The organism is Virgibacillus indicus, from assembly GCF_002266285.1.
In the GTDB taxonomy this organism is placed as follows: Bacteria; Bacillota; Bacilli; order Bacillales; family Amphibacillaceae; genus Virgibacillus_K; species Virgibacillus_K indicus.
Genome location: NZ_NPMS01000002.1, coordinates 270068 through 288780 on the forward strand (window position 1 = coordinate 270068; position 18713 = coordinate 288780).

Here is an 18713-nt window from a genome sequence, read left to right on the forward strand (position 1 = left end):
TGTGGTCATAGTTAAAGACCTATGAGACCTTTTATTGCTATTCCTGGATTGGTAGGGCACATAGAGGCGCTCTATTTTACCTTTTCATATGATTCCTGACTTGGTAGGGCTCATAGAAGCACTCTATCTTACCTTTTCTTGCTATTCCTGGCTTGGTGTGGCACATAGACGTGCTCTTTGTTACCTTTTTATACGATTCCTGCTTGGTATGGTCCATAGACTCACTCAATTGGACTTTTAACAGTATTTTTGATACTAGCTGGCCGGAAGAAATGTTCTATAGGCTTTTTAATCAAAAAGCCATGAGAAACTCATGCTCGGAAGATTCAGCTGCCTCATATGAACCCTATCAACAAAGTGAAAAAGACCAACTCACTCAGAGTCAGTCTTTTAATTACGTTTACAGATAGTCCATTGGGTTTTGCAATGCACCGTTTTTATATACTTCAAAGTGCAGATGGATTCCGGTTGAGCGTCCAGTAGAACCCATAACCCCTAATTTGCTTCCTTTTTCAACAGTCTGTCCAACTTTTACGCTAATTGATGAAAGGTGAGCATAAATTGTTTTCATTCCATTGTTATGATTAATCACCACTTTATTTCCATAGGTTCCATCGCGGCCAGCTGATACTACTACCCCATTATCTGCAGCCTTAATCGTCCGGTTGCTTGGACCTGCGATATCTATTCCCTTATGCATTCTGCCCCAGCGCTCTCCAACATGACTCGAGATATAACCACCAACTGCCGGCCAGGAAAAATTGCCAGTTCCCCGGGAGGAAACTACCTTTGTACCTTTTACCACAATTTTATTAACTGCTTCTTTTGTAACTTTTTCATCCAGCATTTCTTTATCCGTTTGTTTTCCATTACGTTTTTCAATTGCATAATGAACTACTTTTTTTCCATCACTGCCCTCTTGTTTAACCTTCTCATCACCTTTGTACATTTCATCAGATTCGATTACTTCAGTTTCGTATTCAATCGTTTCATCAACCTTTGTTTCTTCTTTTACAATAACATCCACAAAAGGTCTATATTCGGTAACATTAATTTCCTGTCCGATTTGCAGGACGGAATCCTCGTTCAGAGATGGATTTAATTCCAGCAGTTTCTTTGAAGATAAATCATACTTGCCAGCAATCTTTCCGATAACTTCGCCTTCTTTTACCTGATGTTTGTTTTCTTCAAGCGTTCCTTTTTCAAGCAGCTTTATTCCCTGTTTCACTGTTAATACGTCAGCAGGATCCGACTTTTTCTCAGCAAAAGATACCTCTTCAGAAAGGAAAACATCTGTTATTATCGTCTCATCGACTGCAGGCGTTTCCCGCTTAACAGGTTCTTCGCTGTTTTTCTCTTTTTCCTTTGCTGCTTCTATTTTTCCAACTGTCTTTTCATCCGCATATTTCTCTTTGTATGCTTTTACTACTTCCCCAGCTTTTTCCTTATTATCAAAATATCCGACAAAATTACCGCCAATTGACAATTCGACAGTATTTGCTTTGACTGAAAGTTCATCTTTCAGTACATTGCTCACTTTTGAATTATTAAATGCTGGGTTAAATACCTTCTCAGATACATAAGACACTTCTTCTCCAATTGTCAGCGAGAGATTTTCAAACTCAGACTCGCTCTCTGATACTTTTTTATCGATCACTTTCTCAGCAACTTCTTTATTATCAATTTTACCAACATGGTCCCCATCTATGTAAACATGAAAAACTGTTTCAAGATTGCTGTTTTCTTCAGCATATGCAGTTGTGAATGTAAGGGACATTCCCAAACAAGCTGTAATAGCAGCATTTTTAAATAGATTACTCTTTTTACCCGTATTTCTTTCTCGTTTTTTCCACCCTGTATTCATTCTTTCAATTTCCTCCTGTAATGCTATATATGTACGAATTCTGTATAGTATTTCGTCAAATTAGTTTCTTTTTCTGCAATTTTAGAGACACTTCGCAATTCCCCCTACAAAACTACCATAGTAAATAAGAGGATGGAATAGGTTATAAGACTTTGTAATGAAATTGTATAATAACTTACATTTTTTTACTTTATTATGGAAATAACGGAAACTACTTTTATCTGTGCAGCTCAGAGCAACATAAATAAACTTTTCTGCTATTATTTAAAAACAATGGCTTATAAACTGTCAAAACAAAAAAAGCTGTTCCAAAAAGGAAGAAACTCCTTTCTGGAACAGCTTGGTTCTTTATTTTTACACCGGAACTGGTGGAATATCACTTTCCTGATAACGGTGGTCCAAATCTACGAATTTATTATATTCTTTCACAAAAGCTAATTCAACCGTGCCAACAGGGCCGTTACGCTGTTTGGAAATAATGATTTCGATAATATTCTGTTTCTCGGATTCCTGATCATAATAATCATCACGATATAGAAATCCAACAATATCCGCATCCTGCTCAATACTTCCAGATTCCCTTAGATCAGACATCATCGGTCGTTTATCCTGACGTGACTCTACCCCACGTGAAAGCTGTGATAGGGCAATGAGCGGAACCTCAAGCTCCCGTGCCAGCCCTTTTAGGGAACGTGAGATTTCTGAAACTTCCTGCTGTCTGTTCTCGCGGGAATTAACACTTCCCTGAATCAGCTGCAGATAATCGATTAAAATCATTCCAAGGCCATGCTCCTGTTTCAGGCGGCGGCATTTGGAGCGGATTTCGCTGACACGAATTCCGGGTGAATCATCTATGAAAATTCCTGCATTTGATAAGCTTCCCATTGCCATTGTCAGTTTACTCCAGTCATCTGCTTGAAGCTGACCATTCCGCAAGCGCTGCGCATCAATATTTCCCTCTGCACAAAGCATACGCTGAACAAGCTGATCTGCTCCCATTTCCAGACTGAAAATAGCTACATTTTCGTCTGTATTAACGGCAACATTCTGGGCAACGTTTAATGCAAATGCCGTTTTACCAACAGATGGACGGGCTGCTATGATAATTAAATCATTTCGCTGAAAGCCGGAAGTGATCCGGTCCAAATCGCGGAATCCTGCTGGTACTCCTGTAACGTCTGCATCCTGATGATGAAGCTGCTCAATATTATCATATACATCGATCAGGACATCTTTGATGGCTTTAAAAGCACCAGAGTTTTTACGGCCGGAAACCTCAAGAATACTTTTCTCTGCTTCGTTCAGAACATCCTCCACTTCATCTTCACGTTCAAAGCCAGAGGTAACAATATCAGTAGCTGAACGTATCAAACGTCTTAGCAAAGATTTTTCATCTACTATTTTACTGTAATATTCAATATTTGCAGCAGTAGGAACGCTCTCAGCCAATTCAGAGAGATAAGACACCCCACCTGCTTCTTCCAATTGTTTCAGATCATGCAGATAGGAAGTAACCGTCACAACGTCAATTGGCTCACCCTTATCTGCAAGCTTCATCATGGCAGCGAATATACGCTGGTGGCTCGCTCGGTAGAAGTCTTCTGCCGTTATTAATTCAGATGCAGTTGAGAATGCCTCTGGTTCTAAAAATATAGCACCGATCACGGATTGCTCTGCTTCAATATTATGTGGTGGTCTGCGATCACTCCAAGAATCATTCATTGTCTGAGGTTCCCTCCTTTATCAAGAGACATTCGTTGTTGTTGGACTATATCTAAAGCTCTTCGCATTATTTTTCAGCTACATGGACTTTAATTGAGCCGGAAACTTCTGGATGAAGCTTAACCGGTACCGTTGTATATCCTAATGCGCGAATCGGCTGCTCAAGCTCAATCTTGCGTTTATCAATTTTATAGCCATGCTCTTTTTGCAGTGTATCGGCAATCTGCTTGCTGGTAATGGAGCCAAACAAACGCCCGCCATCACCTGATTTTGCTTTTAATTCAACCGTGAGATCCGCTAATGTATCCTTCAGATTCATTGCTTCTTCTTTTTCCTGCTGCTCCAGCTGATCATTCTTTTTCTTCTGTGCTTCCAATGCTTTCATGTTTCCGGGAGTGGCTTCTTCGGCAATTTTATTTTTCAGCAAATAATTACGTGCATATCCGTCAGATACATTTTTCACTTCACCTTTTTTACCTTTGCCTTTTACATCTTTCAAGAAAATTACTTTCATTCTTCTTCTCTCCCCTCATAATAATCATCTAAAATATCTTTTAATAATGCTGCTGCATCATCAATTGTAGTATCTTCAATTTGTGTTGCTGCATTTGTCAGATGGCCTCCGCCATTCATTTTTTCCATAATCACCTGTACGTTGACTTCTCCCAGCGAACGAGCACTGATTCCAATTCTGCCATCTTCACGTTCAGAAATAACAAAGGAGGCAGTGATTCCACTCATGGTCAGCAATGTGTCAGCTGCCTGAGCAATTAACACTGGGCCATACGTTTCATCCGAATTAGCTTTTGAAATAGCAATAGTTTTTCTATAGACTTTTGCCCGCTCAATTAACTTGCTTCGTTTTACATAGAGATCAATATCCTCTTTCATAAACCGCTGAACTAGTACAGTGTCTGCACCCTTGGAACGTAAATAAGAAGCAGCATCAAATGTCCGGGATCCTGTACGCAATGTAAAGCTTTTTGTATCTACAATAATCCCTGCAAGCAATGCTGTTGCTTCCAGCATTTTTAATTTTAATGTTTTCGGCTGGTATTCCAATAGCTCTGTAACAAGCTCTGCGGTTGACGAGGCATATGGTTCCATGTACACAAGCGTCGGGTTCTCAATAAATTCTTCTCCGCGTCTATGATGGTCAATAACCACTCTGTACTCCGTCTGTTTCAATATATTCTGATTCGCAACCATCGATGGACGATGGGTATCCACTACTACTACCAAACTTCTTGCACCGGTTATTGCTTCCGCTTCTTCCGGATCAATAAAATGCTGCCAGAGGTCTTCATCATTTTCAATGGCCTCAACAAGCCGGTAGACACCTGTGTCAACATCATCCGGGTCGAACACAATGTGACCTTCCACATTATTTGATCTGGCAATATTTAAAATCCCGATGGCCGCACCAAGAGAATCCATATCCGGCGATTTATGTCCCATAATAATGACATTATCACTTACTTTCACGAGCTCTTTTAATGCATGAGATATAACGCGTGCCCTGACTCTGGTCCGCTTCTCCATCGGATTGGTTTTACCGCCATAGAACCGGACTTTTCCTTCCTCATCCTTAATGGCAACCTGGTCTCCTCCACGTCCAAGGGCAAGGTCCAGACTCGACTGGGCAAGTTCACCAAGCTGAGGCAGGGCTACATTACCTAGCCCAACACCAATACTCAGGGTTACAGGATTATTCTTTTCATTGTCCAGTTCGCGCACTTCATCCAGAATATCAAACTTAACCTGTTCAAGCTGATTTAGAATCTTATTTGTCCCAACTGCAAGAAAACGTTCCTGAGATGTTCGCTTTAAATAAAGTCCATTTTCATGTGACCAATTATTTAACAATGAGGTTACTTGGGAATTCAATTGACTTTTCGCCGTATCATCCATATTTTGAGTGATTTCCTCATAATTGTCTAAAAAGATAATAGCCAGTACTGTTTGATCATTATGAAAGCGTGTCTGTAATTCCGTTTGTGCCGTCCGGTCAAATAAATACAGCAAACGCTCTTCCTTTTTTAATGAAATCTGAAACTTGTAACCATCAATCTCAACGATTCCTTCATTTTTATCTTCCTTAATCATCGGAATCAGTTTATCTGAAAGGTTATCCAGGGAGTCCCCAACTATGGGATCATTCTCTGCTGACAATTCGTTGATATAGGAATTAGCCCATTCAATTTTATAATCATCACTATATAATACAATACCAATAGGCATCTCAAGCAATGCCTCTTCACCGACTTTTTTAACCCGGTGCGAGAGTGTCGATATATATTCCTCGGCTTCATTGAGCAATGTTCTTTCTGTTCGTATACTGTAGTAAAAAGAAGCAGCCAAAAACAATGTCATGACGAGTCCTATATTCCATTGAAAATACCATATAAAGCCTAACAAAATGATGGACAGCAAATAACTGATCCATACATGTCTGCTAAGTGTAGGTTTCCTTTGTAAATCTGGCATAACATTCAGCTCCTGTTTACGTAACACCTTAATTTCAACCCGAAAAGCTGCTCTAAAACAATTTATCCGCTAGCTTCTGCCTGAGCAGCTTTGTCTAATCCTTTTTGGCAAGACGGTCTCTTAACCCAAACCCTATATCAATTATACCTAAAATACGTATTAAATAAAGTAGCATCGCAGGGAAAATTAATGTTAGTATGACACTAATCACAGGCAAAACCTTCGACATGTTTTTATGATGGGCATAAAAGAATATAAATGAAAATCCTTGAATGGCCATCAAAAAGCCAGTTAGTACGAGCAGGTTATTTACTCCTGAGTATAGAATTCCTGATGATTCCAAGTCAAAAAACGAGAAAACCAATGCAAGAAAATATACCCATATAATCGCAGTAGGAAATCTAAGTGTACGAAATGGCGGAAATCGATAGTTCTTTTTTTCCAGGCGATTTATCATCTTGTAACCAAACCACTGACTAATAAATGCCATTATCAGCGAAATGATTGCAAGCCCCGCAGGAAATAAATCACGAAATGCACTGATCTGGGCCTCAATCATCTCCTGCACTTCTTCTGACTGTTCCCCAACACCCATATCTTCAAGCAGGCGCTGGCTCATTTCCATCGAATCTGTAACTGCTTTTTCAAACTCATCTACCCAGTTTATATCAAACATTAGCTGGCTGAAAACAAAAACAAATAATAAGCCAATGACAAACCCTAATGTTCCCCTTGCCCAGGTTTCATAGGCTGATGATTTCTGATACATGGCACTGCCGATCATTAATCCGCCTAACCCCATCAGGACTGGCAAGGCTATTGATAATGGGCCGGTAATAATAGCTGTTAATAATACAACGATAGTCAACATCACCAATGATGCCTTCAAACCGTATCTCGAAGCAAATATTATAAAAGGTATCGGCAAAACGATAATAAGTATTGGAATGTAAATACTGACAAACAAAAGCACCATAAATATTGCTGTTAAAAGTGCCCCATCTGTCAGATTTCTTGATTGATTCATATATTGCACACCTCATCTGGTAAAGTGAAGATTTCTGTATCAGTACCGTGCTGATTTTTCTATCCATTATAATATGATAACATGATTTTTAGTGAAATAGTTGTCGAAACAAGTAGAAAAAAATATTTCCCGGGGAATATTTTGTAAGTTTTGGACATAAGAACCACAAAAGTAGTTATAGAACAAATTGCTTTGTTATTAATTTGTAATTAATTATTACCCATTTCTATTACTTTTCCATTATAATTAGGAAATAACCATTATAATAATGAGTGTTTAAACACCCTCTGTAAGGATGAAAAAAATGATTTTTCTGCAAGCATTTATTCATAGTATCAAATTGCCAAATAAAAAAGCAATGTTCCAGCTTAATCGCATTGGAATGGATATAACGATTGTTTACCTTTTTATTCTCCTGTTTCTTGTATCCATTCCCTCATTAATTGAGAGATTAACTGCAACGAGCGGGCCTGGCGCTGATATGGGCCTGTTTTTTCTGCTGATTTATTTCTTTATCTTTTATTATCTTCCTTTAAATATTATTGTATTAATTGTACTCTCTGCAGTTGCATATATTGGATCAGCTATTGCCAGGCTGATGCAGCGAAAATTGCGCTACTCTATTATTTGGAAAATGACAGCATATACAACAACCATTCCAGCAATTATTTATACGATTACTGCATTGTTAGTCCATGAGAATGATGCTATTCTCTGGCTCTTCATGATTTATATTCTGGTAATGCTCGTATTAATTATTTCCGTTTATCCAAAGCGTAAAAAGCGTAACCAATAATTGATAGTGAACGGGGAAATTGTTGCTGCAATTGGATGTTTGACTGGATGATTGCTGATAAGGGGATAAGTCAGTATTTCAATTGGACGTGTTACACATAAAAAGAGCGGCAGAAACAAACATTTATAACTACTATTAAAATAGAAAACGTCCAGATCCGAATCAGTTCCGGATCTGGACGTTTTATCAGTCTGCTACATACGGCAATAATGCCATTGTACGAGCACGTTTGATTGCTCTTGTAAGTTTACGTTGGTATTTTGCAGAAGTTCCAGTTACACGACGTGGAAGAATTTTTCCTCGTTCAGAAATGAAACGTCTCAGCAAATCAACGTCTTTATAGTCAATGTGTGTAATTCCGTTCGCTGTGAAGTAACACACTTTACGACGTTTTGCACGTCCGCGACGAGCTGCCATGAATAAACCCTCCTTTATAATTTATCAAAATTCAGCATTCTAGTTAGAATGGTAAATCATCATCTGATATATCGATAGGCTCTCCATTATTCTTAAATGGGTCCTCTTGATTTTGATTTTGATTCTGGTTTTGATTCGGTTGAAATTGATTTTGATTTTGGTTTTGAAATTGGTTCTGATTTCTATTCTGCTGGAATCCTGATGACTGCTGTCCTCCACCTTGAGAGGAGCCTTTTGATTCTAAAAATTGCACACTGTCCGCAACTACTTCTGTTACAAAAACAGTCTTGCCATCCTGGCCTTCAAATGTACGTGTTTGAAGACGTCCATCAACACCAATCATGCTGCCTTTTTTCATATAGTTAGCAAGGTTCTCAGCCGGTCTGCGCCATACGACACAGTTAATAAAGTCAGCATCACGATTTCCCTGCTGATTTGAAAAAGGCCGATTGACTGCAATTGTAAAGTTGGCTACTGCAACCCCGTTTGGCGTATAACGTAAATCAGGATCCTTCGTTAACCTGCCTACAAGTACGACACGATTTAACATCAGAACCACCCCTTATTATAGATCTTATTGATCTTCTTCTCGAATAGCGATATGGCGTATAATATCATCAGAGAACTTAGCAAGGCGATCAAATTCATTTACTGAGTTTTCATCACCGCTGAAGTTAATGATTACATAATATCCATCACGATAGTCATTGATTTCATAAGCAAGGCGTTTCTTGCCTTTTTCATCAACTTTTTCAATCTCCGCCCCATTATCAGTTAAAATTTTGCTGAAGCGCTCAACTAAAGCTGTTTGAGCTTCCTCTTCAATGTCTGGGCGGATGATATACATGATTTCGTATTTTCTCATCCGTTACACCTCCTTTTGGTCTTAGCGGCCCCTTTTCCTATGAAAGGAGCAAGGAGTAATCATACTTTCATTACTCACAATAGTGTATTATACCAAATTTTTTTTCGCATGACAAGCTTTCGAGAGATCCTTTTTTACGTTATTTTTGCTAAACGTGGGTTATAGGTTGTTGCCTTTTTGTTAAACAGACTTCCACTTTTATTCTTAAACATTAAATCGGAAATGAATAACATCGCCATCTTTTACTATATATTCCTTGCCTTCCAGCCGGACTCTTCCTTTTTCACGTGCATGTCCCATGTTGCCTGCTTCTACCAGGTCATCATAGGAGACGGTTTCAGCACGGATAAACCCTCTTTCAAAATCGGTATGAATAATTCCTGCTGCCTGTGGTGCTTTAATTCCTTTACGGAACGTCCATGCACGTACCTCTTGCTCTCCTGCTGTAAAATACGTTGCGAGACCCAGCAGATTGTAAGAAGCCTTGATAAGCTTATCCAAGCCGGATTCATTGATGCCCAGCTCATCCAAGAACATTTCTTTTTCTTCCTGGTCAAGCTCTGCTATTTCCTCTTCTATTTTCGCACAAACTACGATCACTTCTGCATTTTCATTCGCTGCATAATCTCTGACCTTCTGAACATTTTTATTCGAATCAGGGTCGGCTACTTCTTCTTCACTGACATTTGCAACATATAATGTCGGCTTGCTTGTTAATAAATGAAGACCTTTAACGATTTTCTGCTGGTCATCTGTAAATTCAAGCGCTCTTGCCGGCTTTTCTTCCTCAAGTCCGTTTTTAATTTTGGAAAGTACATCGAATTCTGCAACTGCATCCTTGTCCTTTTGTCTTGCCAGCTTTTCAACACGCTGGAACCGTTTGTTTACCGTTTCCAGGTCAGCCAAAATAAGCTCCAGGTTGATGATTTCAATATCATCGAGTGGATCAATTCTTCCTGACACATGTGTAATGTTATCATCGGTAAAACAACGGACAACCTGACAGATTGCGTCAACCTGTCGAATATGGGATAGAAACTGATTCCCCAGTCCTTCCCCTTTACTTGCACCTTTCACAATACCAGCGATATCTGTAAATTCAAATGCTGTCGGTACTGTTTTTTTCGGATTTACTAATTCTGTTAATTTATTTAAGCGATCATCGGGGACTTCCACAATTCCCACATTCGGATCAATCGTAGCAAATGGATAATTTGCTGCTTCTGCACCCGCTTGTGTGATTGCATTGAAAAGCGTAGATTTGCCTACGTTTGGAAGACCGACAATTCCTGCTGTCAAAGCCATGCAACTTTCAACTCCTTAAGGGTTCCATTCATATGAATTAAGTCATACCTAATTATAGAGACAACTGTAAAAAATAACAAGAAAGTAAAAAACAAAAATAGGCCCTCAATATGTGCCTATTCTTGCTTTTTTCCCTATTACTTTTCTCTTTTTCTATGGTCTTAACACTTCTATTTTACTATTTTACATTGATTTTAGTCAATTTTAACTATTTTTTTCCAAATCACATTATATTAGAAAACTTGGCTTATCGCCAAGCTTTAATGGCGATAAGCCTTAGTTGCACTTATACTGATCTCCTTAAAAAGTTATGCTTTCCTATCAGTGCAAAACAAGCCTATAAATGTTATAGTAATGATACATAATTTTCAGAATAAATTATTTTTATATTAAGGAGACTAGTATGAGTAAGCGCAGATACTATTTCCAATTATTGATCGGCATCTTGACAGCTATGTTTGTCATTATACCGATTTTAAGATGGCTTGGAATGCCTTCCCTTGGAGGCATATTAGAAAGTACTATTGGAGAGCCCAATACATTTAAAATAATAATAGTTGCTTTATTTGGAGCGGCAATTATATTTTTTATCATTCGCTATCCGCGTAATGATAAAAAATATAATTGCCACGGAGCCCTAACTCCGTGGCAGTTCTTTATTCCTCAGCCTTTTCCAAAACCCTTTTCATCTTTTTCGTGAATTCCCTGCGAGGGATCATTACACTGTGCCCACAGCCCTGGCATTTAATCCGTATGTCCATTCCCATGCGAATAATTTTCCAGCGGTTTTCGCCGCAGGGGTGCTGCTTTTTCATCTCTACAACATCATTCAATCCAAATTCCTTTTCTGCCATTTGGAGTTCTCCTTTTTTTCTTCCATTATACCTAAAATCTACTGATCACGCTCTATTCCTCGCTGTAAAAGTGTATCTTTTTGGTCACTTGAATACATCACAAGGCGTGGTGAAGGAATTTCAATCCCTGATTTATATAATTTATCCTGTGTTTCTTTACGGATTGCACGCTCCCCAGCCCACTGAAAGACTGGCTGAGTTTCCGCAATAACGCGTATTACGTAATGGGAAACATCTAAAACTTGCACTCCGTGAATAGTTGGCGTACTTATAAAGAAATCATATTTTTCCGGTAAACCGATAACTACTTCTTCGATAATCTTCTCAGCATCCGCAATGTCACTTTCATACGGAATATTGATATCCACTACGGACAAACCATTTGTAACCGAATAATTTGTTACCTGTGTTACATTCCCATTTGGCAGTACATTCAATTCTCCTGTCCAGCTGAGAATTTTCGTTGTTCGAAGGCCGATTTCCTCAACGGTTCCTTCCACACCAGAGACGAGTACATAATCACCTACGGAAAACTGATCCTCAAAGATGATGAAGAATCCTGAAATGATATCCCGAACCAGATTCTGTGCACCAAAACCAATCGCCAGGCCTGCAACACCAGCACCTGCAATAAGTGCACCAACGTTGAAGCCCATTACATTGTCAAGAATCATAATAAACGCAATAAAGTAAACGACATATGCGATAACACTCTTAATCAGTTTCTTTAGCGTATTTTCACGTCTCTCCGTTATTCTTAATGGCCCAGTCTCTCTCTTTTTAAAAACACGGTCAATCACATTTCTGGTAACCTTTACGATTGTAAGAGCCAGAATAATAATAATAATTATTTTTACAAGGCCACTGCCAATCGAAATCCAAAGCTCAGGACCCGTAAGATATTCCCACAGATCACTAATCTCTTTATTAACTTTGTCCATTCAAATACCTCCAACATTTTCTGTGCTAATTTTATTTGTATAGTTTAGTGTACAATATTGCTTTTTCCATTAAAAGAGATGAAGGTTTTATTCAGCTTTTTTCATCGAATTCCAAACCGGAAACAAAAGCAGCCTTGTTAAGACATATAAATTCAATACCCCATAAATCGGATAAATATAGCTGATTAGGGTAGAGAATCCAAAGGTTGTCAGAGGGATCATTGTAACTAAGATTAATACAACGATCAATACTAAAGGTATTTTTAAAAACTCCTGTATTCTTGTTACAATTCCCAATACCCCTGCAGCTGCTGTTGTAAATATGGCAAACCAAAGCATCACACTCATAAAAATAAGCATCTCAAAAGGGTAGCCTTTCAAAATGGCAAATAATGGAATTTCGTATAAAAGAATCTCATCAGCAATTTGGATTAGACTGTTGTTGTAAACATATGAGATAACACCTAAAATCGCACCACTGCCAAAACAGGCAATGGCTATTTCCTGTTTTGAGCTGACTTTATTCCCAATTGCCCCAAGTACTGCAATTAAAGGAAGTATATTTAATGCAGTAAACGGAAATGCTGCCATCCAGTTCCGCTGTTCATGCCAATGCGAGAATAATGCAAGTTCCTGATCATGTGTAAATAAAAACAGAATAAACAGGAGACCGCCAAGCAAAAGCGGCAATACAATCTGATTCATTGATAAAATCCCATTGATGTCTCTCATGAATAAAGCAATAAGCGCAATAACTATAATCACTATACCCCACCAGTAGGAGAAGTTAAACGCTTGTCCGGTTGCACCGCTTCCGGCAATCATGACAACAGTAGTTGTAAACAGATATAAAAATATCATAACATCATAAATTTTCGTAAGTCTTTTGCCAACAATATCACGTAAAACAGGAAGATAATGCGTTGATTTCTTCTGATAGCTTAAATCCATAATCACATAACAGCATATGGAAAAAAATAACATAAATAGAACAATAGCTAGTCCACTCTCATGCCCAAAAAATTGCCATAATTCCCTCCCTGAAGCATACCCCGCCCCAATTGTTGTCCCAATTATAAGAAACATCCATTTCAAACCAGCTCGCAGCATCGCATTTCCTCCAGTATTTTTAGAATCCAGGTATAGAACAATGAAAATATCCGTATACTATACCAATATGTTTGTGGAGGATAAGCTATGAATCTAAAGAAACGTTTCAGCCAAGCAAATGAAAAATTACGTATGCCCCACACCGATCCAGAATTATTTCAATCGATGAGTGAAAAGATTACTTCATGGCTTCCGGAATTTCCTCATGAATATGTTGTTGTCTGTATCGGAACAGATCGTTCCACAGGCGACGCACTCGGACCATTGACCGGAACACTTCTTTCAGAAATGAAACCAAGGCATATGACAGTTTACGGGACTCTGCATGAACCAGTTCATGCTACGAATTTAGTTGAATATACAAATTTCATTAAAGAAAAACATAGAAACCCCTATATTATTGCAGTAGACGCATGTCTCGGACAAACTACCTCTGTTGGGCATCTTATTACAGGAAAAGGGCCATTAAAGCCAGGAGCAGCCTTAAATAAGCCCTTACCTTCTGTTGGTAACATACATATTACTGGGGTAGTGAATATTAGCGGATTTATGGAATATTCCGTCCTGCAAAACACAAGACTCTCCATCGTAATGGATATGTCAGAAAAAATAGCAGGACTGCTGAATATCATAGATCAGCGCTTAAAGTACCACTTTTCAGCTCCAGCTATTGTCATTCAGCAGGAAAAGCAGCAGAGTATGTGATTCATGCAGTCAATGTATGATAAAACAGGATTAGAGAAATAGCATTCTCTAATCCTGTTTGGAATCTTCAATATTAAATGAAAACATATGTTTATATTAGCTATAAACATATTCAAAGCATCTTTCAGTGAATCAATTCAATCAATACATTAATACTGCCAAAATTACAGTCAGTGGAATAATTGCAATAACAAAAATATTCATAAGGAAATTCTACTCTTTTACATATTTTCATCTGCAATTTCAGTTATTTTGCCTTTTTATCTCATTTTTAGTCGTTTTCTTTCCTATTATCCGATTATAGACAGTCTCTGCCTTGGTAAATCCCCATTGCAAGGCTAATCCCTGGAGTAGTATCCCCACTATGGAGGCTCCTGTTACGATCCAAATTGATATAGAGTTTTCCATCCCAAACATGCGATGGCCAAAAAACAGTAAATGGCTGAAAACTGCAAGAGTTGACTCAAAATATGTGCTAATTCCATCTTCCACGTTCCAAATAACTGCAGAAGCCCCAAGCAGCAGTAAAAATAGCAGTGACAGAATAATCCCTAACGTTTTGTATGTGAGTCCTTCTATATATGGAGTTACATAATATTTCGTAATTGTTTTAATCCGGAAAAAGTAAATGATCCTAACTATTCTTGCCATCTGGAAGAATTGATCAAGGGGAATAATTGCAATAATAAGAAATGGATTCTTTTTAATAAAACTCCACTTTTCCTCTGAAGCAAAAAAACGAAACAGAAAATCTATGAAAAATATTGCCCATACAATCCAATTAATTGCTGAATTATAAGTGTTTTCCGTCCAAATTGTAACAATTGTAAGCATAACAAGAAGAATCATTATTCCCTCATATACTATTTTCATAATTTGTTGCATAATGATTCCCCTCTGTTATATTCTTAGAAAAGTTGATAGATATAATAAACCAAAACTACTGTGACGATTGATGGCAGCAGATTTCCGATACGAATCTGCACTATTTTTAACATATTAAGTCCGATTGCTAGAATTAACAACCCCCCTACTGCTGTTAATTCAACAATAAGCCCATTCAGGAAAGCTTCTGGCACCCAATTTTCTATTTGTGTAGCAAGTAAAGCAATAGTTCCCTGATAGAGCACAACCGGAACAACAGACAATACGACACCAAATCCAAATGTTGTTGTTAATACTAACGCAACAAATCCATCAATAACTGCTTTTGTAATTAATATTTCGTGATCTCCCCGAATCCCGCTATCTAATGCACCTAATATGGACATTGCCCCGATAACAAACATCAATGAAGCTGTCATAAACCCCTGGGCTACACTGAAGTTTTCATTTGAAGTTGTAAATTTACTGCCAACCCAGGCGCCAAATCGATTCAGCCCCTCTTCCAAATGAATAAATTCACCGATTATTGCACCAGTTAGCAAGCTTAATAGCACAACAATAATCGTTTCGGTAGAGAACGCCATCTGTAAACCTATTAATATGACAGCAAGACTTATTCCGTGCATTACTGTTTTTTTATATCTTTCTGGTATTTTAGTGAAAAATAGTCCTAACAGACTTCCTATAACAATTAATGCTCCATTTATGAGTGTCCCATATAAAACCATTGCTACATCTCCATTATTCTATTTCTTTATAAGCTGCTGTAATTTCTTCAATTGCATGTAAAAATGTTTCAACTTCCTCCTCAGTATTATAAATACCTAAGCTCACCCTAACAATGCCCTGTTCGGCTGTTTGTAATGTATCATGTGTCAATGGACTGCAGTGCAAGCCTGCCCGAACGGCAATATTATAATATGAATCTAGCACCATTGCTATCTCTTGTGAGTCTATATTTTTTATATTAAATGCTGCGATTGCCATTCGTTGCTGATCCTCTTTCGGACCATAGCATGTTACGTCTGGCATGGCTTTTAGTCCTTTTAACAGCTTTTTAATCAGAATTGTTTCACGTGGAACAATTTCGGTTTTCCGATCTTCATAAGCCTTAAAAGCTGCATAAAGACCTGCAATTCCTGGCGTATTTAATGTACCACTTTCGAGTCTTTCAGGAAGCTTGTCTGGCTGATCCGGGTTCTCTGAAAATCCACCCGTCCCGCCATGGAGTATTGGCATTAATTCAATTTCTCCTTCTATAAGCAGCATGCCAGTCCCCTGTGGGCCCATCAGCCCTTTATGTCCTGGGAAAGCCAGCATATCAATCCCTTGTTTTTTCATATGTATGGACTGGTGTCCTGCCGTCTGTGAAGCGTCTACTAATGTGATTATCTTATTTTCTTTCGCTATTTTACTAATTTTATCGATGGGCATCATTGCACCAGTAACATTTGAGGCATGTGTCACAGCAAATAATTTTGTTTCATTCCTGACTTCATTTTTCACCATTTGAACGAACTGATCACTGTCGTCATTCCATGGAATATAGGAAACTTCTACTCCATGATTCTTCTTCAAAAATTCCAGGGGTCTTCTTATTGAATTATGTTCAAACGATGTTGCTATTATATGATCTCCCTGATTCCATGGTAATCCTTTGATTGCCTGATTCAATGCAATGGTGGCATTGGAGTAAAATAGAGCCTGTTTCGGATCACTGCAGCCAAATAATTCAGCAGCTTTTTCTCTCGTTTGATTGATAACTGCAGCAGCCTCTCTTGCTAGTGCATGTCCGCTTCTTCCGGGATTTGCGCCATTTCCATCTATAAATTTAATTAATTCCTTCCCTACCTCGGGAGGTTTTGGAAAGGAAGAAGCTGCCTGGTCAAAATAAATCATAAAACCCCCCCTTATCTATAATCAATAATAAACTCATATAGTGCTAGATTAGTCGGTTGCTTTTGTTTCATTATAGCAAAAGACTGACGATATTTGTTCGTCAGTCTTCCATATGTGATCTATTCTTTTTCCAGCACTTCAATTATTCGCTCCAAGTCATCATCTGTGTAAAATTCAATTTCAATTTTACCTTTTCGTTTTCCGCGTTGGATGCTGACACCAGTTCCAAGGCGGTCACGCAGTATAGATTCCCTCTCAAGAAGAAAAACATCTTTTTTCGGTTTTTCTTTTTTAGATTTAGGCTTTTCATTTAACTGAGTAATTAATTGCTCCACTTGCCTTACATTTAATTTTTCTCTGCGAATTTTATTAACAAATGGAATTAGTTTACTTTTATCCTTTAGTCCTAACAATGCTCTTCCCTGTCCCATGGAAATCTCTCCATTACTTATATATGCAATAACCTGATCCGGAAGAGATAATAAGCGAACCAGATTTGCGATATGGGAACGGCTTTTTCCTAAGCGCTTTGATAATTCTTCCTGTGTTATTTTCAATTCATTCATCAGGTTTGCGTAGGCATGTGCCTCTTCGATTGGTGTTAAATCCTCACGCTGCAGGTTTTCAAGCAGTGCAAGCTCCATCATCTTTTCATCTGACAGCTCTTTTACTACAGCAGGAATCTTTTCAAGTCCTGCTTCTTTCGCTGCACGGAAGCGTCTTTCTCCAACAACAATTTCATAGCCTTTAATACTCTTACGTACAATTAATGGCTGGATTATGCCATATTCCAAAATAGAGTCCTTTAACTCCTCGATTGCATCCGCATGAAACGTTTTTCTTGGCTGATACGGATTTGGCCTGCATTCCTTAATGGAAATATCCTGAATTGAATCATCAGGCTGCTCATCTATTTCAGGAAAGAAAGCATTTATCCCTTTACCCAACCCTTTCGCCATTGGCCATCACTTCCTTAGCTAATTCAAGATAAACTTCTGCCCCTCTTGATTTAGGATCATACGTAATTATTGGCTGTCCATGACTTGGTGCTTCTCCTAAACGGACATTTCTGGGGATAATAGACTTATAGACTTTATCTTGAAAGTATTTTTTTACTTCTTCAATTACTTGTATACCTAAATTCGTTCTTGCATCAAGCATTGTAAGTAATACGCCCTCAATCATTAATTGTTTATTTAAATGTTTTTGGACCAGGCGTATGGTATTTAATAATTGACTGAGACCTTCTAGAGCATAATACTCACACTGAACAGGTATTAAAACTGTATCTGAGGATGTTAATGCATTGATTGTCAGCAAACCTAATGATGGTGGACAATCTATTATTATATAATCATATTGCTCTTTTAAGTTTTCCAGTGATTTTTTTAAACGGATTTCCCTTGAAATTGTTGGAACAAGCTCAATCTCTGCACCGGCAAGTTGTATTGTTGCAGGTATAATATCTAAGTTGTTCATATTTGTAGGGATACAAACTTCTTCAGCTGGTAAATCTTCAACTAATACATTATAGATACAATTATTCACATCTGCTTTATTAATTCCAACTCCACTTGTGGCATTGCCTTGTGGATCGGTATCTACAAGCAGCACTTTATTCCCCAAGTGAGCCAAACATGCACTCAAATTAACCGATGAAGTTGTTTTTCCTACGCCACCCTTTTGATTTGCGATGGACATTATTTTACCCATGTTGACACCTACCTATTTAAAAACTTGCATTCTTGTCTATTTATGGCAAATTTTGTACTGCCATTTCAATGATATAAAAGATATACTCTCTATTTTATCACTATTTCCATGAATGCGACTATT

At 38.1% G+C, this 18713-nt stretch carries 19 protein-coding genes; 2 read left to right on the forward strand and 17 right to left on the reverse strand.

The genetic code is table 11. The annotated features are described in order from the left end of the window. Positions 1-400: 400 nt before the first annotated feature. From CIL03_RS06975 to CIL03_RS06995, 5 genes are all read right to left on the reverse strand, one after another. On the reverse strand, positions 401-1864 hold the full coding sequence (locus tag CIL03_RS06975; protein WP_094885019.1) for a M23 family metallopeptidase: 1464 nt from the start codon (positions 1862-1864) through the stop codon (positions 401-403). Positions 1865-2218: 354 nt separating this feature from the next. Then, on the reverse strand, positions 2219-3586 hold the full coding sequence (gene dnaB / locus CIL03_RS06980; protein WP_094885022.1) for a replicative DNA helicase: 1368 nt from the start codon (positions 3584-3586) through the stop codon (positions 2219-2221). A gap of 67 nt (positions 3587-3653) precedes the next feature. Continuing rightward, entirely contained in the window at positions 3654-4100 is a 447-nt protein-coding gene (gene rplI / locus CIL03_RS06985; RefSeq protein WP_094885025.1) for a 50S ribosomal protein L9, read from the reverse strand. After that, the gene (locus tag CIL03_RS06990; RefSeq protein WP_094885028.1) at positions 4097-6073 is read right to left on the reverse strand and encodes a DHH family phosphoesterase; all 1977 of its coding nucleotides are present in this window, start codon (positions 6071-6073) and stop codon (positions 4097-4099) included. The genes rplI and CIL03_RS06990 overlap by 4 nt, the downstream gene beginning before the upstream one ends. A gap of 94 nt (positions 6074-6167) precedes the next feature. After that, complete coding sequence (locus CIL03_RS06995; protein WP_094885030.1) at positions 6168-7100, reverse strand: YybS family protein; 933 nt, start codon at positions 7098-7100, stop codon at positions 6168-6170. A gap of 304 nt (positions 7101-7404) precedes the next feature. Here CIL03_RS06995 and CIL03_RS07000 point away from each other — a divergent pair, with 304 nt between their 5' ends. Next, a complete protein-coding gene (locus tag CIL03_RS07000) occupies positions 7405-7896 on the forward strand; it encodes a DUF1189 family protein (protein ID WP_094885033.1) in 492 nt (163 codons plus the stop codon). Positions 7897-8082: 186 nt separating this feature from the next. On the opposite strand, the gene rpsR is transcribed toward CIL03_RS07000, so the two are convergent. From rpsR to CIL03_RS07035, 7 genes are all read right to left on the reverse strand, one after another. Then, a complete protein-coding gene (gene rpsR, locus CIL03_RS07005; protein WP_094885036.1) occupies positions 8083-8313 on the reverse strand; it encodes a 30S ribosomal protein S18 in 231 nt (76 codons plus the stop codon). 43 nt (positions 8314-8356) lie between these two features. Further along, a complete protein-coding gene (gene ssb, locus CIL03_RS07010) occupies positions 8357-8863 on the reverse strand; it encodes a single-stranded DNA-binding protein (RefSeq protein WP_094885039.1) in 507 nt (168 codons plus the stop codon). 24 nt (positions 8864-8887) lie between these two features. Further along, positions 8888-9178 (reverse strand): 30S ribosomal protein S6, encoded by a 291-nt coding sequence (gene rpsF, locus CIL03_RS07015; RefSeq protein ID WP_094885042.1) that lies wholly within the window; start codon positions 9176-9178, stop codon positions 8888-8890. Positions 9179-9382: 204 nt separating this feature from the next. Next, complete coding sequence (gene ychF, locus CIL03_RS07020) at positions 9383-10483, reverse strand: redox-regulated ATPase YchF (RefSeq protein WP_094885044.1); 1101 nt, start codon at positions 10481-10483, stop codon at positions 9383-9385. Between the two features lie 656 nt (positions 10484-11139). Continuing rightward, positions 11140-11337: a DUF951 domain-containing protein gene (locus CIL03_RS07025; protein WP_094885047.1), complete on the reverse strand. Its 198-nt coding sequence runs from the start codon at positions 11335-11337 to the stop codon at positions 11140-11142. Positions 11338-11375: 38 nt separating this feature from the next. Next, positions 11376-12278 carry a mechanosensitive ion channel family protein gene (locus tag CIL03_RS07030; RefSeq protein WP_094885049.1) on the reverse strand — a complete coding sequence of 301 codons (903 nt, stop codon included), beginning with the start codon at positions 12276-12278 and terminating at the stop codon, positions 11376-11378. 87 nt (positions 12279-12365) lie between these two features. Further along, entirely contained in the window at positions 12366-13388 is a 1023-nt protein-coding gene (locus CIL03_RS07035) for a YkvI family membrane protein (protein ID WP_094885051.1), read from the reverse strand. Positions 13389-13475: 87 nt separating this feature from the next. On the opposite strand from CIL03_RS07035, the gene yyaC reads away from it, so the two are divergent. Then, positions 13476-14093: a spore protease YyaC gene (yyaC, locus tag CIL03_RS07040; protein WP_094885053.1), complete on the forward strand. Its 618-nt coding sequence runs from the start codon at positions 13476-13478 to the stop codon at positions 14091-14093. A gap of 243 nt (positions 14094-14336) precedes the next feature. On the opposite strand, the gene CIL03_RS07045 is transcribed toward yyaC, so the two are convergent. The 5 genes from CIL03_RS07045 to CIL03_RS07065 all read right to left on the reverse strand — a co-directional run bounded on the left by CIL03_RS07045 (position 14337) and on the right by CIL03_RS07065 (position 18590). Beyond that, positions 14337-14978, reverse strand: a complete 642-nt coding sequence (locus CIL03_RS07045; RefSeq protein WP_094885055.1) for a transporter — start codon at positions 14976-14978, stop codon at positions 14337-14339. Positions 14979-15001: 23 nt separating this feature from the next. Continuing rightward, entirely contained in the window at positions 15002-15706 is a 705-nt protein-coding gene (locus CIL03_RS07050; RefSeq protein ID WP_094885057.1) for a DUF554 domain-containing protein, read from the reverse strand. 13 nt (positions 15707-15719) lie between these two features. Beyond that, a complete protein-coding gene (locus CIL03_RS07055) occupies positions 15720-16877 on the reverse strand; it encodes an aminotransferase class V-fold PLP-dependent enzyme (protein WP_094885059.1) in 1158 nt (385 codons plus the stop codon). A 119-nt stretch (positions 16878-16996) separates the two neighbouring features. Further along, positions 16997-17836 (reverse strand): ParB/RepB/Spo0J family partition protein, encoded by an 840-nt coding sequence (locus tag CIL03_RS07060; protein ID WP_094885061.1) that lies wholly within the window; start codon positions 17834-17836, stop codon positions 16997-16999. Beyond that, positions 17817-18590 (reverse strand): ParA family protein, encoded by a 774-nt coding sequence (locus CIL03_RS07065; RefSeq protein WP_094885063.1) that lies wholly within the window; start codon positions 18588-18590, stop codon positions 17817-17819. The genes CIL03_RS07060 and CIL03_RS07065 overlap by 20 nt, the downstream gene beginning before the upstream one ends. Positions 18591-18713 lie beyond the last annotated feature (123 nt).

Bases quoted from the DNA above. Each gene is read 5' to 3' on its own strand.
- rpsF (WP_094885042.1), bottom strand. From the start codon at position 9,178: ATGAGAAAATACGAAATCATGTATATCATCCGCCCAGACATTGAAGAG.
- CIL03_RS07050 (WP_094885057.1), bottom strand. From the start codon at position 15,706: ATGGTTTTATATGGGACACTCATAAATGGAGCATTAATTGTTATAGGA.
- CIL03_RS07025 (WP_094885047.1), bottom strand. From the start codon at position 11,337: ATGGCAGAAAAGGAATTTGGATTGAATGATGTTGTAGAGATGAAAAAG.
- CIL03_RS07030 (WP_094885049.1), bottom strand. From the start codon at position 12,278: ATGGACAAAGTTAATAAAGAGATTAGTGATCTGTGGGAATATCTTACG.
- ssb (WP_094885039.1), bottom strand. From the start codon at position 8,863: ATGTTAAATCGTGTCGTACTTGTAGGCAGGTTAACGAAGGATCCTGAT.
- CIL03_RS07045 (WP_094885055.1), bottom strand. From the start codon at position 14,978: ATGCAACAAATTATGAAAATAGTATATGAGGGAATAATGATTCTTCTT.
- rpsR (WP_094885036.1), bottom strand. From the start codon at position 8,313: ATGGCAGCTCGTCGCGGACGTGCAAAACGTCGTAAAGTGTGTTACTTC.
- CIL03_RS07065 (WP_094885063.1), bottom strand. From the start codon at position 18,590: ATGGGTAAAATAATGTCCATCGCAAATCAAAAGGGTGGCGTAGGAAAA.
- CIL03_RS06990 (WP_094885028.1), bottom strand. From the start codon at position 6,073: ATGCCAGATTTACAAAGGAAACCTACACTTAGCAGACATGTATGGATC.
- dnaB (WP_094885022.1), bottom strand. From the start codon at position 3,586: ATGAATGATTCTTGGAGTGATCGCAGACCACCACATAATATTGAAGCA.
- CIL03_RS06995 (WP_094885030.1), bottom strand. From the start codon at position 7,100: ATGAATCAATCAAGAAATCTGACAGATGGGGCACTTTTAACAGCAATA.
- rplI (WP_094885025.1), bottom strand. From the start codon at position 4,100: ATGAAAGTAATTTTCTTGAAAGATGTAAAAGGCAAAGGTAAAAAAGGT.
- ychF (WP_094885044.1), bottom strand. From the start codon at position 10,483: ATGGCTTTGACAGCAGGAATTGTCGGTCTTCCAAACGTAGGCAAATCT.
- CIL03_RS07055 (WP_094885059.1), bottom strand. From the start codon at position 16,877: ATGATTTATTTTGACCAGGCAGCTTCTTCCTTTCCAAAACCTCCCGAG.
- yyaC (WP_094885053.1), top strand. From the start codon at position 13,476: ATGAATCTAAAGAAACGTTTCAGCCAAGCAAATGAAAAATTACGTATG.
- CIL03_RS06975 (WP_094885019.1), bottom strand. From the start codon at position 1,864: ATGAATACAGGGTGGAAAAAACGAGAAAGAAATACGGGTAAAAAGAGT.
- CIL03_RS07035 (WP_094885051.1), bottom strand. From the start codon at position 13,388: ATGCTGCGAGCTGGTTTGAAATGGATGTTTCTTATAATTGGGACAACA.
- CIL03_RS07000 (WP_094885033.1), top strand. From the start codon at position 7,405: ATGATTTTTCTGCAAGCATTTATTCATAGTATCAAATTGCCAAATAAA.
- CIL03_RS07060 (WP_094885061.1), bottom strand. From the start codon at position 17,836: ATGGCGAAAGGGTTGGGTAAAGGGATAAATGCTTTCTTTCCTGAAATA.